Below are 15,681 nucleotides of genomic sequence, written 5' to 3'. Positions count from 1 at the left end.
ATGCGGTGTCATCCCGGCGCAGGCCGGGATCCATGCTGTGAAGTATCCACCCACGCCGGTGGTCGTGGCCACATGCGGACATGGATTCCGGCCTGCGCCGGAATGACACCGTGGGTGGTTTGAATCCTGAGTGAACACCCCTCCCTTGGTGACGACTGATAGTTTTAGGATAGAAAATTCATGGCCGATCTGACCGGAAAAATCGTACTCATCACCGCCGCCGCGCAAGGCATTGGCCGCGCTTCGGTCGAAGCCTTTATCAAGGCCGGTGCCAAGGTGATCGCCACCGATATCAATGCCGGCAAGCTTGCCGAACTCGACGGGCTACCAGGCGTGACCACGCGGGTGCTCGACGTGCTTTCCAACGATGCGGTCAAGGCCGCAGTCGCCGAGATCGGCCATATCGACGTGCTGTTCAACTGCGCCGGCGTGGTCCATTCCGGCGCGGTGCTCGAAATGAGCGATGGGGATCTCGACTTCGCGCTCGATCTCAATGTGCGGGCGCAAATCCGCACCATAAGGGCGGTGCTGCCGCAAATGCTGGAGCGCCGGGATGGCGCCATCATCAACATGGCGACGGTTGCCTCCTCGGTAAAGGGCGTGCCCAACCGCGCCGCCTATTCCATTTCCAAGGCCGCTGTGGTGGGGCTCACCAAATCGGTCGCCGCAGATTATGTGACCAGCAATATCCGCATCAACGCCATCTGCCCCGGCACGGTGGACAGCCCATCCCTGCATGAGCGCTGGCAAGCCACCGGCGACTTCGAGGCGGCCAGAAAGGCCTTCATCGCCCGCCAGCCCATCGGCCGCATCGCCCGGCCCGAGGAAGTGGCAGACCTCGCCGTTTATCTCGCCGGGGCGACTTATACGACGGGGCAGGTGCATGTCATCGACGGTGGCTGGACGGGGTGAGGTTTTAGCGGGGTCTTTGCGCCTCCCTCGCCTGCCATGGGCGTTCTTTGCGTCGTTCCGCCGACCTTCGCATCGGCTTTGCTCGCTCTGCCCGATCCAGCTTGCTATCGTAAAACGACGATGAAGCAGCCGCTTCGGCACTATTGCAGAGAGCCCCATGACCAAACTCACGCTGATCAGCTTTCCGACCTGCCCTTATGTCCAGCGCGCGGTGATTGCGCTCAAGGAGAAGAAGGTCGATTTCGACGTCGTCTATATCGATCTGGCCAATAAGCCCGATTGGTTCCTGGCCATTTCCCCGCTCGGCAAGGTGCCGGTGCTCAAGGTCGAGCGTGACGGGCATGAGCCGGCTATCGTGTTCGAAAGCGCGGTTATCCTCGAATATCTGGAAGAGACCGCGCCCGGCACAAAGCTCCATCCCGAGGATGCGCTGGAGCGGGCGCAGCACCGTTCCTGGATCGAATTCGGCTCGCAGGTGCTGGGCGATCTCTGGCGCATCAGCACCGCCAAGGACAATGCCGAGCTCGATGCCGCCCGGCAGTCCCTGACGGCCAAGCTCACCCGGCTCGAGACTATCGTGGTTGGGCCCTTCTTTGCCGGGGAACGCTTCAGCGCCGTCGATGCGGTCTTTGCCCCGGCTTTCCGGCAGATCGACGCGCTGGAAACCGCCGTCGATGCCGGGCTGACCAGGGACCTGCCCAGGATTTCCGCCTGGCGGCAGGCCCTTGCCGCGCGGCCCAGCGTGCGCGAGGCCGCGCCCGCCGATTTTGCCGATCTCTACCTCAAGCGCCTGCGCAACAACGACGCCCATATCCTCAAGCTGGCTGCCTAGAAGAGATAGTGGATATGAAGCTTGCCGCTATGCGGTGAGGGTTCGATATGACAGCGAATGCCGAAGACCTCAGCCAAAAGGTCTTCGGTCAGCACCTCTTCCGGCGTGCCCATGGCAACGAGCTTGCCCTTGTTCATCACGGCCAGCCGGTCGCAGAACATGGCGGCGTGGTTGAGATCGTGCAGCGCCACGATGCTGGTGACCGGCAGGCTGGCGACGAGTTTCAGTATCTCGATCTGGTGCTGGATATCGAGGTGGTTGGTCGGCTCATCCAGGATGATCTCGCTGGGCGCCTGCGCCAGGGCGCGCGCGATATGCACGCGCTGGCGTTCGCCCCCCGATAGCGTCTGCCAGAATTGGCCGCGCCGCTCGGTAAGGCCCACGCGCCCCAGCGCCGTCTCGACCGCCACATCATCGGCCGCCGTCCAGGGCGACAGCGCCGAGCGATGCGGCGTGCGGCCCAGCCGCACCACATCGAGCACGGTGACATTGGCATCGGTATTGGCATGTTGCTCGACCAGCGCGACCCGGCGGGCGAGAGCGCGGCGGCCGATGCGGCTCAGCTCGGCGCCATCCAGGGTCACCTGCCCTTCATGGGCACGCCGCAGCCCGGCCAATAACCGCAACAGCGAGGATTTTCCCGAGCCATTGGGGCCTAGCAGGCCCAGCATCTTGCCCGGCTCGGCCGCGAGGGAAACGCCATCGACGATGACCGTCTTGCCGGCTTTCCAGGTGAGGTTTTCCGCCCTGATCGTCATGCCGTCCGCCGCGCCCGATAGAGAATGACCGAAAAGAACGGCACGCCGATCAGCGCCGTGACCACCCCGATGGGCAGCACCTGCTGGGGCAGGATGACCCGCGAAACGATATCGGCCAGTACCATGAAAATGGCGCCCACCGCGACACAGGCCGGCAGCAGCCGCATATGCAGTGGCCCCACGATGAACCGCGCTGCATGGGGCACCACCAGGCCCACAAAGCCGATGGAGCCGACCATGCTGACAATGGTGGCCGTCATCAGCGCGGTGGTAGCAAAAAGGATGATGCGCACCCGGCCCACCGAAATGCCCAGCGAAGAGGCCGCGTCATCGCCGAAGGCAAAGGCGTCGAGCGCGCGGGCATAGTAGAGGCAGATGCCGAAGCCCAGAATGACCATGACCAGCACGAGCTGGAATTCGGGCCAGCGCACGCCGCCAAAACTGCCCAATAGCCAGAACATCACATCGCGCGCCTGCTGCGCATTGGCCGAGGTGCTGACAATGTAGGAGGTGAGCGCGTTGAACAATTGCGAGGCCGCAACGCCGGCAAGGATGGTGCGGTCGGCCCCGCCGCGCGCGCCGCTGGCCAGCAGTACCACGAAGAGAAAGGCGGCGAGCGAACCGGCAAAGGCGCCCATCGATAGGGTAATGGTCCCAGCGCCCAGCCCCAGCACGATAATGGAAACGGCGCCGGTGGAGGCGCCGGCCGAAACGCCCAGCACATAGGGCTCGGCCAGCGGATTGCGCAGCAGCGATTGCAGGATCGCGCCGCATAAGGCGAGGCCTGCGCCGCAGCAGGCGGCCACCAGGGCGCGGCTCAGGCGATAGTCCCAGATGACGCTTTCGTGGATCCGGTCGAGCGGCACGGCCGTCCAGCCGAGGCGATTGGTGATGGCAAAATAGGTGGTGTCGAGCGGGATCGGCAATTCGCCAATGCCCACGCCGGCGCCGATGGCCAGGGCCAGCAGCACCAGTGAAAACACAGCGAGCAGGCCGAGACCGGCCTGCCCCCCAAATTTGCGGCTGATAAAGCTCACTTGATCAGACCGAATGCCTCAAGCTGGTCGGCCAATTGCTCGGCGCCATAAATGGTGCGGATGGTCGGGTTCATGGCCTGGCCGTCCATGACTGCGATATGGCCCTTCTGCACGGCTTCAAGCTGGCTGACCACCGGATCGGTGGTGAGGAAGGCGCGCTTGGCTTCCGGCTTGTCGAGTTCCCAGCGGTCGCGGTCGAGGCTGGCAATGACCAATACGGTCGGATTGGCCGCCATGATGCCTTCCCAGCTCACGGTGGGCCATTCGGCATCGGTGGTGATGGCATTGTGCCCGCCCAGGAGGTCGGCGATGAAGCCCGAAGCGCCATTCCTGCCGCCGAGATAGGCATCGTCGGCCGGGGAGGGGCTGGAGAACCAGAACACGAAGGACGGGTCGGTATCGGTGCCGGCCACGCGGGCGCGGAGCGCGGCTTCACGCGCCTTGAACTGGGCGATCACGTCCTGCCCGCGATCGGCCACGTCGAAGATCTGCGAAAGCTCATCGATCTCCTGATAGAGCAGGTCCATGTTCCACAAGGTATCGCGGCTGCCATGCACATCGGCCACGTCATTGCGCGTGGTGCAGACGCCGGGCGATACATAGGTGGGAATATCCAGCGCCTGGAAATCCTCGCGCGTGGCGATGGTGCTGTTGGGGCCCAGCAGGTTCAGCAATTGCGCCGCCACGAAATCGGGGCGCTCGGCCAGGATCGCCTCAAGGCTCGGGGTTTCCACGGTCAGGAGCTTGACCTTCTCATTGGCCTCTGCCAGCTCGGGCAGCACCTTTGAGGGCCAGAATGCCGTGCCGGCAACGCTGTCTTCCAGGCCCAGCAGCAACATGATCTCGGCGCTGTTCTGCCCCAGGGCCACCGCACGCTCGGGAGCTTTCTGGAAGGTCACCTCGACCCCGCAATTCTCGATGGTAAGCGGGTAGCTGGTCGGCGCGGCAAAAGCCGGTGTCGACAGCAGGCCGAGGGACACCAGGCCAAGCGCAACAAAATTCCGCGTCCGGCCGGAGAGCAGGGGAGCAAGCATGAAATATCCTATTGGCAGCAACCTGCGCGGAGGCAGCAGGCCGCGCCATGTATCAGGTGGTGCCGGGAGAAAACAAGAGTGTGGGGATCATATTTTTGGCAGTTTGGTTGCGGCCCTTGCCCAATTCTGTCCCGCTCACAGTGTCATTCCGGCGCAGGCCGGAATCCAGGTCCGTGGTCAGTCGCGCGCATCCAGTGCCGGGATGGTCTTCAGCATGGATTCCGGCCGGCGCCGGAATGACATCGCGTTTGGGATGGCTATCAGGCTCCCGCAAACTCCATGCGCTCCCTCGGCAGGAGTGTTTGCCTGCAACTCGATCCCCCGCGATGCCAGCAATTGCACTATCTCCACGCGCCACCGTTCTCCCTCGGGCTCGACCCGAGGGTCGCTCGTCGCTTGTGCCGAGTCGAGAAAGGCCCTCGGGTCAGGCCCGAGGGAGAACGGTGGGTGGGGTGGGCGGTGCGCGACGAACCAAGCTGTGCCCTTCTGAAGGAGCCGCGAGTTTGCAGTCTGCGCCTCCCTCCCCTCAAGGAGGAGGACTGGATCGTGGCTAGCTGTCCGAGCGCCTTAAGCCTTGCGCTCCAGCATCTGCCTGAACGCCCAATAGGTATCCTTCGGCAGCCGATCCCGCGTTACCGGGTCCATGCCGACAATCCCGAATTTGGGCGTAAACCCTTCGGCCCATTCGAAATTGTCGATCAATGTCCAGGCGATATACCCCCGCAGGTCGACACCCTGCTTCTGCGCCTCGACCATTGCTGCAAAGTGCCTGTCGAAAAACGCCGTGCGCTTGGCCTCGTCGGTTTCCGAAATGCCGTTCTCGGTCACATAGATCGGCAGGCCCGGATAGCGCTGGGACGTCCGCACGAGGAACTCGGTCAGCGCCTCGGGAATGATCTCCCAGCCGACATTGGACTTTTCCAGCGGCCCGCGCGCCTGGGTGAAGGGGAAGACCGGCACGCTCGGATCGGCCTTGTAGAGGAAGCGCGTGTAATAATTGATGCCGATCCAGTCGAGCGGCTGGTTCAGTGTCGCCATGTCGTCACGCCAATTGCTGGGCAGGTGTGGCTCGAGAATATCGGTGACCTTTTCCGGATAGCTGCCCTTGAGCACGCCATCGAGGAAGAACTGGTTGAAGATGGCGTCGCCCAGCGCTGCCGCCTCGATATCCTCGGGCGCGTCGCTGGCCGGGTCGCACTTTTCCATGTTCACGACAATGCCGAGCTGGTTGTTGGTGCCCACCTCGCGCATCGCCTTGATGCCCAGGCCATGTGCCAGCAGCACATGATGCATGGCGCGAGCCGTGGCGCGCACATCGCGATAGCCAGGAGCATGGGCGCCCAGGAAGTGGCTCAGAACGGTGATGCACCAGGGCTCGTTGAAGGTGGCTATGCTGGCCAGCCGGTCGCCGAACTTTTCCGCCGCAATGGCGGCGTAGTCGGCAAAGGCCTTGGTGGTGTCGCGGTTCATCCAGCCGCCACGATCCTGCAGGGCACTGGGCAGATCCCAGTGATAGAGCGTGGCGAGCGGCTTGATATTGCGCTCCAGCATGCCATCGATCAGCCGGTCGTAGAAATCAAAGCCCGCCGGATTGAGGGCGCCGGTGCCTTCGGGGATGAGGCGCGACCAGGAGAACGAGAAGCGATAGGCGTCAAAGCCCCCGTCGCGGATCAGGTCGAGGTCTTCCGCCCAGCGATTGTAATGGTCGCAAGCAATATTGCCATTGTCGGCATTGCGCGTATTGCCCGGTGTATTGGCGAATGTATCCCAGATGGAAGGGCCGCGGCCGTCGATCTGCCCACCCTCGATCTGGTGCGCGGCCATGGCGACGCCAAAGATAAAATCGGGCCCGAAATCGGCGCGCTTATGTGAAAACATGCTGGTTTTTCCTCGGCCGGTCGTCGGCGGTCAGGTGTGGGACGGCAATGCGCCGATAGGGCAGGCGCTCAATAGTATGACATACTATGAATTTGCTGTCTGTCCAGTCCCTAGCGCTTGAGGCGGCGATAGCGCCGCTGGCTGTTCAGCAAATGCTCGCGCATGGCGGCGCGGGCGACTTCCGGATCCTGGTCGGCAATGGCCTCAAGGATTCGCTCATGCTCGGCCAGCACGCCTTGCAGGTAGTTCTCGTCATTGGCGCCGGGCAGGGTGGGGAACTGTCCGCGCGGAATCGAGCGCTTGCCGAAGCGGGTGAGCGTGTCGATGAAATAGGGATTGTTGGTGGCCTCGGCTATGGCGACATGGAAGTCGAAATCGGCATCGATCGTCTCGGCGCCCACCGCGATCCTGTCGGTCATGTCCTGATTGGCGGCGCGAATGGCCTGCTCCTGCTGCGCCGAGCGGCGATAGGCGGCAATGGCTGCTGCCTCGGTCTCTACGGCAATGCGAAACTCAAGAATTTCAAGCGTTTGCGGTATGCTCTGGATTTCGTTGGGCGTCAGCACGATGGCCGGCGTGCTCGACGTATCGGCGACAAAAATGCCCTTGCCCTGGATTGGGGTGACCAGCCCCGCCGCCCGCAATTCGGTAATGGCCTCGCGCACCACGGTGCGGCTCACGGAGAATTGCGCCTCCATCTGCGGCTCGGTCGGCAATTGCGCGCCAATAGGCAGGGCACCGGATTCGATCTGCTGGCGCAGGCTATCCACCAGGGTCTGCGCCATGCGCGGCCGCCGCGGTGCAACTGGTCTGTCCATGCCAATTTCCCCCATTGCTGTTGAGGCCTTTTAGCACACCCTATTGCCATTTCGCGCAAAAGCCATAATCATAATACGAGATACAACCGACATATTATGTTGGCGTGGTATCCATGGAGGAATTCAATGAAGCATTTTTGTTCCCGCCTCGCGGCGGGCGTGGCGCTGGCCGTGATGGTCGCCACGGCCCCGGTGGCCTTTGCCGCGACGCCAAACGACCAATTGGTCATCGGCACCTCGCTGGCCCAGGTCCTCTCGCTCGACCCGCAGCAGGGCACCGAGGTCAAGACCCAGGAAATCCTGGCCAATACCTATGACCGGCTGGTCTTTTCCGACCAGGCCGATGGCAACACTATCAAATCGCAGCTGGCCGAAAGCTGGGATATCGACGACACCGGCATCACCTTCCACCTGCGCGACGCCAAATTCGCCTCGGGCAATCCGGTAACGGCCAATGACGTGGTGTTCTCCCTGGTGCGGCTGATGAAGCTCGACCAGTCCTCGGCCACCAATTTCAAGACCGCCGGCTATTCGGCCGACAATATCGAATCCATGGTCTCGGCCGTCGACGAGAAGACCTTCCGGATCACCTTCACCGACCAGGTAATCCCCGAAGCGCTGCTCTATCGCCTCGCCATGGGTGTCTCCAGCGTCGTCGACAGCGTCGAAGTGCAAAAGCACGTCAACAATGGCGACTACGGCAATGAATGGCTGCGCACCAATACGGCCGGTTCGGGTCCCTATGTGCTGCGCCGCTGGACGCCCAATGACATCGTCATGCTCGAAGTCAACGACCAGTTCTGGGGCGAGGCTCCGGCTATCCGCCGCGTGCTGATGCGCCATGTGCCCGAAAGCCAGGCGGCCCGCCTGATGCTCGAGCGTGGCGACATCGACATCGCCAATGCGCTGACCGCCTCGGACGTCCGTACCTTCGAAAACAAGGACGGCTTCGTCATCGACCAGGTCAAGACCGGCGGCTATTACGTGCTGGCGATGAATGCCGGTAAGGAACCGCTGTCCAATCCGCTGGTACGTGAAGCCATTGCCTATGGGATCGACTATAAGGGCATTGCCGATACGATCCTGGGTTCCTATGGCCGCGTGCGCAATGTGCCCGTGCCGGAAGACTGGGTCGGGGCCATCCCCAATCCCGATTGGTCGCTGCAGCCCGAAAGGGCCAAGGCATTGCTGGCTGAAGCCGGTTATCCCAATGGCTTCTCGCTGACGCTCAAGACCATTTCGCAGACCCCGCGCGTCGACATGGCCACCGCCATTCAGGCCAGCCTGGCCGAAATCGGCATCACCGTCAGCATCCAGCAGGGCAATGGCGCCGATATCGTCGCCGCTCACCGGGCGCGTGACTTTGATCTGCTGATCCCCCAAACCGGCTCCTTCATGCCGACCGCCTTGGGCTCGCTGGATAATTTCGCGTCCAATCCGGACAATTCGCTCGAAGCCAACAATGCCGGCAATTTCGTCTGGCGTTCGGCCTGGGACATTCCCGAGCTCAACGCTTTGCGCGTCGAGGCCAATAGCGAACGCGACGATGCCAAGCGCCTGCAGCTGATCACCCAGATCCAGGAATTGTTCATCGAGCAGAAGCCGGCCGTGCTGCCCATGTTCGAACGGTTCGAACCGATCGTGGTCAATGCCCGCGTGCAGGGCTATGTCGGCCATCCCTGGTCGCTGACCCGGGTGGAAGGCGTCAGCAAGACCGACGCGAAGTGATTTTTGGCTGATGAAGTGATGCGGGCCGCCCCGTGGGGCGGCCCGTTTGTTTTGGATTTCAGAACGAACTGAACAACGCCTTCTGCGCGATCTTCAGTGCACCGATGGCATCGTGCTTTTCCTGCGCGGCCTTGAGGGCGTCGATGTCGAGGATGTTGAGGCCCCGATCGGCGGCCTTGAGGAAGTCGATGGCATGATCGGCCGTCGCCACACTGTCCTCGCGGAACGGGAACTGGTCGAGCTGCCAGACGCCTTCCCACTTGTTCTTGCGCAGGGTGTAGAAGAATTCGAAGAGCTCGATCGGGTGCAGGCTCCCCGCCACCAGGTCGTCGTCCCAGGAGCGGTAATTGTCGTTCACATCCATGCCGAAGAGCCGTCCGTAATCGATGGCGAGCTGGGCGGAATCGGCCGGTGACTCGCCGCCGAACAGGGCGTGGCCGAAATCGAGCAGGATGCCGACATTGGGCAGGCCGATCTTTTCGATGCCGAGCAGCGTGCGGGACAGCGAGTCAAAGCTCATATGCACGCGCGGTTCGCGCGGCTTGTATTCGATGACGAATTTGAGATCCGGGTTTTCGCTGGCCAGCTGGCCGACGCCGTCGAGCGAATGCTTCCACAGCGCGCCATGATCGACCTGGAAGGGATAGTCCCAACCGTCCTGGCCGGGCCAGAGCTTGACATAGTCGGCGCCGAAATAGCGCACCTGTTCGGCCGCATCGGTGATCAGCTCATGGGCGCGGCGGCGCACGCCGGGATCGGGATTGGTGAAGGAGCCCTTGGAGAATTCGCGGGTATAGATTTCCGGGGTAATGCCGATGACCCCGAGCTTGTTGCGGTCAAGCGCCGCCTTGATCTGTTCCTTGGTGAAATCGCCGCCGAAATAGGGGTAGTTGATATCCACCACCGAGAGGTCCTTGACCTGCCCGGCCAGGTCGATGGCCTCGATCACGCTGCGCGGCGGGCCATAGCCGTCGGTGGCGTAGCGGTCGACATAGGTGGCGAAGTGCCAGATGCCGGCTCCGAAACGGAGTGTGCTCATGAATGTGCTCCCTTGCTTTATTGTGTCAGCGTTTGGCGGATGGCCGCGTGCCATTTGTTGAGCTGGCCGCGCCGCCTGGCCTCGTCCATCTGCGGCGTGAAGCGCTTGCCGGCATCGGTCATGCTGGCAGCAATGCCCAGGCCCTCGAAAGCCAGCGCCGCCGCGCCCAGGGCGCTCACTTCCGGGGCAGTGCTGGCGGTGACGGGGCGGGCGATTAGATCGGCCTGAAACTGCATCAAAAGGGCGTTCTGCGAAGCCCCGCCATCGGCGCGCAATTCGCTGAGATCGGTGCCCAAATCCTGCTGCATCGCGGCAAAGACATCGGCGACCTGAAAGGCGATGGCCTCGATGGCAGCACGGGCCAGATGGCGCGGCTCGGTGCCCAATGAGAGGCCGGTAATGGTGCCGCGGGCATCGGCGCGCCAATGCGGTGCGCCAAGCCCAACCAGCGCCGGCACGAAAGCGACACCATTGCTGTCTTCGGCGGCAAGGGCCGATAGGGCTGCGACGTCGCCCACACCAAGTAATTGCGCCATGAAGGCGGCAGCCTGTCCCGAGACGGAGATATTGCCCTCAAGCGCATGCGCAACGCCGGCGGCGGTGCTCCAGGCAATGGTGCCCGAAAGGCCGTGGGCGGAGCGCACCCGGCGGGGCGTCAGCGTCATCAGCGAGGTGCCGGTGCCATAGGTGGCCTTCACCGTGCCGGGCGTTCGCACGCCATGTCCGAACAGCGCCGCGTGGGAATCCCCGATCATGGCGCGGATCGGCACGCCCGGGGGCAGGGCGGTGACATCGGCCGCTACCCGCCCGAACTCGCTATCGGATGCCCGCACCTGCGGCAGCAGGGAGAGCGGTATGTCGAACAGTCCGGCCAATTCTTCATCCCAGCGCAGGGCGGCGGTGTCGAATAGCTGGGTGCGGGAGGCGTTCGAATGGTCGGAAGCGTGCACGGAGCCGCCGGTCAATTGCCAGAGCAGCCAGCTATCCACCGTGCCCGCGCGCAATTCGCCGCGCTCCGCCCGCCGGCGGGCGCCGGGCATGGCATCAAGCAGCCAGGCAATCTTGCCGGCGGGGAAAAGCGGATCGAGCGCCAGGCCGGTGCGCTCTTCGATCAGTTCGGCATGACCCTTTGAGCGCAGGGCCTCGCATTTGGCGGCCGAGCGGCGGCATTGCCAGATGATGCAGGGGCCGATGGGCTCGCCCGTCGCCGCATCCCACACCACGATGGATTCGCGCTGGTTGGAAATGGCGAGGCCGGCAATGCCATCCGCGCCGCCGTGCTTGGCGACGACATCGGCAATGACCTGTTGCACGCCCTCGATCAGGGTGGTGGCCGATTGCTCGGCCCAGCCCGGCTGGGGATAGGTCACCAGATTGGGCACCGAGGCCCGCTGCAATACGCGCCCCGTCGCATCGACCAGCAGCGCCTTGGTGTTGGTCGTGCCCTGGTCGATGGCCAGGATAAGGTCGGCACTCATCGCTTGCGCGCGACGGTCTGCCGGACGGCGTCGGCAATGCCGGCAGCGGTGAGCCCGAAATGCTCCATGAGCCACTCGGCCGAGCCGGTGGGCACAAAGCCGGGAAAGCCCATGATCCGCATCGGCACCGGCTCATGGGCGGTAACCACTTCGGCAACCGCCCCGCCAAGCCCGCCACGCACGGAATGCTCTTCCACCGTGACGATGGCTCCGGTATCGGCGGCGGCGAGAATGGCCGCCTCATCCAGCGGATTGACCGTCGCCATATTGATCACCCGCACCCCGATCCCCTCGCCGGCAAGCGCCTTGGCCGCCGCTATGGCACGATGAACCATGGTGCCATTGGCAATGATAGCGGCATCGTCGCCCTCGGCGAGAATTTCCGCCTTGCCGATCTCGAAAACCGGGTTGGATCGCTCCAGCGCCGGCACCGGCATGCGGCTGACGCGCACGAAGACCGGGCCATCCATGGCCGCGGCAGCGCGGACGGCCTGTTCGGTCTGCCAGGGATCGGCCGGAACGATCAGGGTGAGATTGTTGAAAAGGCGCAGCCAGGCCAGGTCTTCGATGGAATGGTGCGTCGGCCCCAACTCGCCATAGGCGACCCCGCTCGATTGCCCGATCAGCTTCACATTCACATTGGAATAGGCGATGTCGGCCTTGACCTGTTCCAGCGCCCGCCCGGTGATAAAGCACGAGGCCGCCGAAACAAACGGCACCTTGCCACCATTGGCCAGCCCTGCGCCCACGGCGACCAGCGTCTGCTCGGCAATGCCGACATTGACCATGCGGTCGGGGAATTTGGTGCGAAAGCCATTGAGCTTGGACGAGCCAACGCTGTCGCTGACTACGGTGACGATACGCGGATCGGCCTCGGCCAATGCCTCGATGGTGGCCGCAAAGCTGTCACGGCAATCAAAAAAACCGCTTTTGGCGGGGGCAGCTGCACTCATCAGACCAGTTCCGCCATGGCTTGCTCGAATTGCTCTTTATTGGGCACGCCATGGTGCCAGGCCACATTGTCATGCATGAAGCTGACGCCCTTGCCCTTGAACGTATTGGCAATCACGCAAAGCGGCTTGCCGCGTCCCTTGGGGCTGGCGCTGAGCAGACCCAGCAATTGCGCATAGTCATGCCCGTCCACCATCTCGACATGCCAGCCAAAGGCCCGCCATTTATCGTCCAGCGGATCGAGCGAAGCCGTGTCCTCGGTCCGCGCTCCTTGCTGCAGGCGATTGCGGTCGATGATCAGCGTCAGGTTCTCAAGTTTGCGATGACCGGCGGTCAGTGCCGCTTCCCAATTGCTGCCCTCCTGCAATTCGCCATCACCTGTCAAAACGAATGTGCGGCTGTCATTGCCGTCAATCTGTCCGGCAATGGCAATGCCGGTGGCAACCGGAAGGCCATGCCCGAGCGGGCCGGTATTGGTTTCGATTCCTGGCAGATAATTGCGATTGGGATGTCCGTTGAGCTTGCTCAGCGGCTCCATATAGCTCTTGAGATCGGCTTCGGGAAAATAGCCGGCAGCGGCCAGAACGGAATAGAAAGCCCCGGTGCAATGCCCCTTGCTCATGACGAAACGGTCGCGGGTGGGATCGTTGGGGCGCTTGGGATCATAGCGCAGCACGCCGAAATAGAGCGTTGCCAGGATATCGGCGGCGCTGAAATCACCGCCCGGATGTCCCTGCTGCGCCTCATACACCATCTGGAAGCTGCGGCGGCGGATCCACAGCGCCTTGCTGCGGATCAGTGAAAGAACGTCGTTCTGAAGCATATGCGCGGGCAATGACAATCTGGCCTCCCAGCCAATCGGCGCGGAACCGGCCGGCGCATTGCGCTCCGGCGGGAAGCGCCGTTCCGGCAGCGTGGTCTCCCCTTGCGGACGAGGCGTGCTGCCTGTGCCGTCTCCTTGTTTGTCAAATAGCTACAAGGCATTTTTCTTTCGTGCAATAGCGAAAATTTGCGAATTATGCGTTTTGCTATTGATGGTGGGCGGATAGCGCAATTCCTGAGGTGGTTTTACGCCGAATGCGCGTAACAATGCGCAAATGACCATTGACAGTCTGCGCCTTTCACTCATATTCGTTAGAAATCGCAAGCAAAACAAAATATCTGACGAAGATGCGATGCGCATCACGGGTATGCGCGTGGATGGAGGAGGGGTGCCCGTCACGGCTATCCCCGCGAAATCCGGGAACAACCCGGAACGCCGGCCAAGGCTGCCAAAGGCACGGGCCGTCATGAGGAGGAATGACAATGGTACGGCTTAGCCGATTTCTGCTGGCGCCCGTATTGGGCGCTTTGTTGACCACGACCGCCTTCGCACAGGGCGCCATGACCGATGTGGGCACGCCCCGCAGCGAGACCCTGATCGTGCAGACCTTTGATGGTCGCGCCGCCAATGCGTCGGCGCAGAATCCGATGAATTCCTATGCCATCTGGCGCGGTTTCCGCGAACTGGGCTGGAGCTGGCTGTGGGAAATGGATACGGCCACCGGCCAATCCTATCCCGAGCTGGCCGCCGGCCCCGTCGAAGTGCTCAATGACGACCACACCCAATTCCGCGTCAAGCTGCGCGAGGGCGTCTATTGGAGCGACGGCGTCGAGTTCACCGCTGCCGACGTGATCTATTCGCTCGATACCTATGTGAAATATCGCAGCCAGCTCGGCCGCGTGGCGGTGATCGCCAATTTCGTCAAGAGCTGGAAGCAGATCGACGATTATACGTTCGAAGTCGAAACCACCCGTCCGTCCTACGATTTCCAGACGGTGATGGGCGTTTATACCTGGGGCAGCCAGTTCGTCATCGTCCCCAAGCACGTCTATGAACCGCTGGGCGACCAGGTGGTGACTTTCCAGAACACCAATGCGGTGACCCTGGGACCCTACAAGATCAAGGAATTCGACCCCAACGGCTCCTGGCAGCTGTGGGAATTGCGTGAAGACTGGGAGCGCTCCGGCTGGGGCAATCTGGGCACGCCCAAGCCCAAATATGTGCTCTACAAAGACTTTGGCGCCGAAGAGACGCGCGCACTGGCTTTCGTCCAGAACCAGTATGACGTCGACACCTTCATGAGCCCGGATTCGATCCAGGCCGCCAAGGCGCGCAATCCCAGTGTGGAAAGCTTCTCGCCGACCTTCCCCTATCATGACATGAACGATGCCTGCTCCTATGGCGTCTATATCAACCTGCAGCGGGCGCCATACGACAAGCCGGAAGTGCGCTGGGCCCTTGCCCTGGCGCTCAATATGCAGCAGGTCGGCATTTCCTCGATGAGCGGCCAGTTCAAGGCCGGCGCATTGCCACTGGCCGATACGCCGATCACCAATCCGCTCTATTATGCGCCGCTCCAATCCTGGCTCGAAGAGCTGACGCTGGCCGACGGCTACAAGCCCTACAATACCAATTTCGCCGCCGAACTGAACGAAACGCTGGCCGCCCAGGGCGTGGATGCCTCGCAACTGCCGACGGGCGATGCCGTCGAACAGGGCTTCGGCATGGGCTGGTGGAAGCATGACCCCGCCGAAGCGGCCAAGCTGCTGGAATCGGTGGGCATGAAGAAAGGCGCCGACGGCTTCTTCGCCCTCGAGGACGGCTCGCCTTGGGTGATCGAATTCGTCATCCCCGGCGACTGGAACAAGGTTATTCAGCGCATCGGCTTCTCGATTGCCGATAGTTGGCGCCAGGCCGGATTCAACATCAATACCCGCCAGGTGGACAATGGCGAATGGACCACGGTCCAGAATACCAATGCCCGCAACGAGCTGATGATCAACTGGGGCCAGTCCTGCACCTATAACGTGAACTGGCAGAATTCCTGGCGCCAGTTTGACCCGAGCTATGTGCTGCCGGCGGACTCCACCGACTCGCTCAACGGCAACATCATGCGTGTCACCGACCAGCGGATTTTCGACCTCGTGGCCAATAGCGCCCAGCTGCCGATCGAGGATCCGAAATTCCTCGAGAATGGCCAGGGCATCGCAAAATTGCTGACCGAAGACATGCAGATGATCAATCTCATGAACATTCCGACCACGATCCCGACCAACAAGACCTATTGGACCAACTTCCCCAAGCAGGACAATTTCTACGCTGCGCCCTACACTTGGTGGAGTTCCTTCAAGAAGACGATCGTGTCTATCGAACCGACCGGCCAGCAATAGGCG

The 15,681-nt window shown here is 62.4% G+C and carries 13 protein-coding genes; 4 read left to right on the top strand and 9 right to left on the bottom strand.

Annotated elements, in window-relative coordinates:
• The first annotated feature begins 180 nt into the window (after positions 1-180).
• Both QQL79_RS12045 and QQL79_RS12040 read left to right on the top strand, forming a co-directional pair.
• The gene (locus QQL79_RS12045; RefSeq protein ID WP_284391100.1) at positions 181-912 is read left to right on the top strand and encodes an SDR family oxidoreductase; all 732 of its coding nucleotides are present in this window, start codon (positions 181-183) and stop codon (positions 910-912) included.
• Positions 913-1,069: 157 nt separating this feature from the next.
• On the top strand, positions 1,070-1,744 hold the full coding sequence (locus QQL79_RS12040; RefSeq protein ID WP_284391098.1) for a glutathione S-transferase family protein: 675 nt from the start codon (positions 1,070-1,072) through the stop codon (positions 1,742-1,744).
• On the opposite strand, the gene QQL79_RS12035 is transcribed toward QQL79_RS12040, so the two are convergent.
• The 5 genes from QQL79_RS12035 to QQL79_RS12015 form a co-directional block, all read right to left on the bottom strand.
• Positions 1,741-2,502: an ABC transporter ATP-binding protein gene (locus tag QQL79_RS12035; RefSeq protein WP_284391095.1), complete on the bottom strand. Its 762-nt coding sequence runs from the start codon at positions 2,500-2,502 to the stop codon at positions 1,741-1,743. The genes QQL79_RS12040 and QQL79_RS12035 overlap by 4 nt on opposite strands.
• Positions 2,499-3,539: a FecCD family ABC transporter permease gene (locus tag QQL79_RS12030; RefSeq protein WP_284391093.1), complete on the bottom strand. Its 1,041-nt coding sequence runs from the start codon at positions 3,537-3,539 to the stop codon at positions 2,499-2,501. Before QQL79_RS12030 ends, QQL79_RS12035 begins: the two co-directional genes overlap by 4 nt.
• Positions 3,536-4,573 carry an ABC transporter substrate-binding protein gene (locus QQL79_RS12025; RefSeq protein WP_284391091.1) on the bottom strand — a complete coding sequence of 346 codons (1,038 nt, stop codon included), beginning with the start codon at positions 4,571-4,573 and terminating at the stop codon, positions 3,536-3,538. Before QQL79_RS12025 ends, QQL79_RS12030 begins: the two co-directional genes overlap by 4 nt.
• 567 nt (positions 4,574-5,140) lie before the next feature.
• Entirely contained in the window at positions 5,141-6,451 is a 1,311-nt protein-coding gene (locus QQL79_RS12020) for a GH1 family beta-glucosidase (RefSeq protein WP_284391089.1), read from the bottom strand.
• A gap of 110 nt (positions 6,452-6,561) precedes the next feature.
• On the bottom strand, positions 6,562-7,269 hold the full coding sequence (locus QQL79_RS12015; RefSeq protein WP_284391088.1) for a FadR/GntR family transcriptional regulator: 708 nt from the start codon (positions 7,267-7,269) through the stop codon (positions 6,562-6,564).
• A gap of 126 nt (positions 7,270-7,395) precedes the next feature.
• Between QQL79_RS12015 and QQL79_RS12010 the strand changes: the two genes are divergently transcribed.
• On the top strand, positions 7,396-8,997 hold the full coding sequence (locus QQL79_RS12010; protein WP_370461212.1) for an ABC transporter substrate-binding protein: 1,602 nt from the start codon (positions 7,396-7,398) through the stop codon (positions 8,995-8,997).
• A 58-nt stretch (positions 8,998-9,055) separates the two neighbouring features.
• On the opposite strand, the gene QQL79_RS12005 is transcribed toward QQL79_RS12010, so the two are convergent.
• From QQL79_RS12005 to QQL79_RS11990, 4 genes are read right to left on the bottom strand one after another with little or no spacing between them, the layout of a single operon-like run.
• Entirely contained in the window at positions 9,056-10,036 is a 981-nt protein-coding gene (locus QQL79_RS12005; protein ID WP_284391086.1) for a sugar phosphate isomerase/epimerase family protein, read from the bottom strand.
• Positions 10,037-10,053: 17 nt separating this feature from the next.
• Complete coding sequence (locus QQL79_RS12000; protein WP_284391084.1) at positions 10,054-11,514, bottom strand: FGGY family carbohydrate kinase; 1,461 nt, start codon at positions 11,512-11,514, stop codon at positions 10,054-10,056.
• Positions 11,511-12,467, bottom strand: a complete 957-nt coding sequence (locus tag QQL79_RS11995; RefSeq protein WP_284391082.1) for a transketolase family protein — start codon at positions 12,465-12,467, stop codon at positions 11,511-11,513. Before QQL79_RS11995 ends, QQL79_RS12000 begins: the two co-directional genes overlap by 4 nt.
• Positions 12,467-13,288 carry a transketolase gene (locus tag QQL79_RS11990; RefSeq protein ID WP_284392873.1) on the bottom strand — a complete coding sequence of 274 codons (822 nt, stop codon included), beginning with the start codon at positions 13,286-13,288 and terminating at the stop codon, positions 12,467-12,469. Before QQL79_RS11990 ends, QQL79_RS11995 begins: the two co-directional genes overlap by 1 nt.
• A 482-nt stretch (positions 13,289-13,770) precedes the next feature.
• Here QQL79_RS11990 and QQL79_RS11985 point away from each other — a divergent pair, with 482 nt between their 5' ends.
• Positions 13,771-15,678 (top strand): ABC transporter substrate-binding protein, encoded by a 1,908-nt coding sequence (locus QQL79_RS11985; RefSeq protein ID WP_284391080.1) that lies wholly within the window; start codon positions 13,771-13,773, stop codon positions 15,676-15,678.
• Positions 15,679-15,681: the final 3 nt, after the last annotated feature.

Source organism: Devosia yakushimensis, assembly GCF_030159855.1.
Lineage (GTDB): Bacteria > Pseudomonadota > Alphaproteobacteria > Rhizobiales > Devosiaceae > Devosia > Devosia yakushimensis.
This window is presented reverse-complemented; position numbering and strand designations above follow the sequence as displayed.

Coding starts and splice junctions, on each gene's coding strand:
- QQL79_RS12045 (WP_284391100.1), top strand. CDS start 181: ATGGCCGATCTGACCGGAAAAATCGTACTCATCACCGCCGCCGCGCAA.
- QQL79_RS12040 (WP_284391098.1), top strand. CDS start 1,070: ATGACCAAACTCACGCTGATCAGCTTTCCGACCTGCCCTTATGTCCAG.
- QQL79_RS12035 (WP_284391095.1), bottom strand. CDS start 2,502: ATGACGATCAGGGCGGAAAACCTCACCTGGAAAGCCGGCAAGACGGTC.
- QQL79_RS12025 (WP_284391091.1), bottom strand. CDS start 4,573: ATGCTTGCTCCCCTGCTCTCCGGCCGGACGCGGAATTTTGTTGCGCTT.
- QQL79_RS12020 (WP_284391089.1), bottom strand. CDS start 6,451: ATGTTTTCACATAAGCGCGCCGATTTCGGGCCCGATTTTATCTTTGGC.
- QQL79_RS12015 (WP_284391088.1), bottom strand. CDS start 7,269: ATGGACAGACCAGTTGCACCGCGGCGGCCGCGCATGGCGCAGACCCTG.
- QQL79_RS12010 (WP_370461212.1), top strand. CDS start 7,396: ATGAAGCATTTTTGTTCCCGCCTCGCGGCGGGCGTGGCGCTGGCCGTG.
- QQL79_RS12005 (WP_284391086.1), bottom strand. CDS start 10,036: ATGAGCACACTCCGTTTCGGAGCCGGCATCTGGCACTTCGCCACCTAT.
- QQL79_RS12000 (WP_284391084.1), bottom strand. CDS start 11,514: ATGAGTGCCGACCTTATCCTGGCCATCGACCAGGGCACGACCAACACC.
- QQL79_RS11995 (WP_284391082.1), bottom strand. CDS start 12,467: ATGAGTGCAGCTGCCCCCGCCAAAAGCGGTTTTTTTGATTGCCGTGAC.
- QQL79_RS11990 (WP_284392873.1), bottom strand. CDS start 13,288: ATGCTTCAGAACGACGTTCTTTCACTGATCCGCAGCAAGGCGCTGTGG.
- QQL79_RS11985 (WP_284391080.1), top strand. CDS start 13,771: ATGGTACGGCTTAGCCGATTTCTGCTGGCGCCCGTATTGGGCGCTTTG.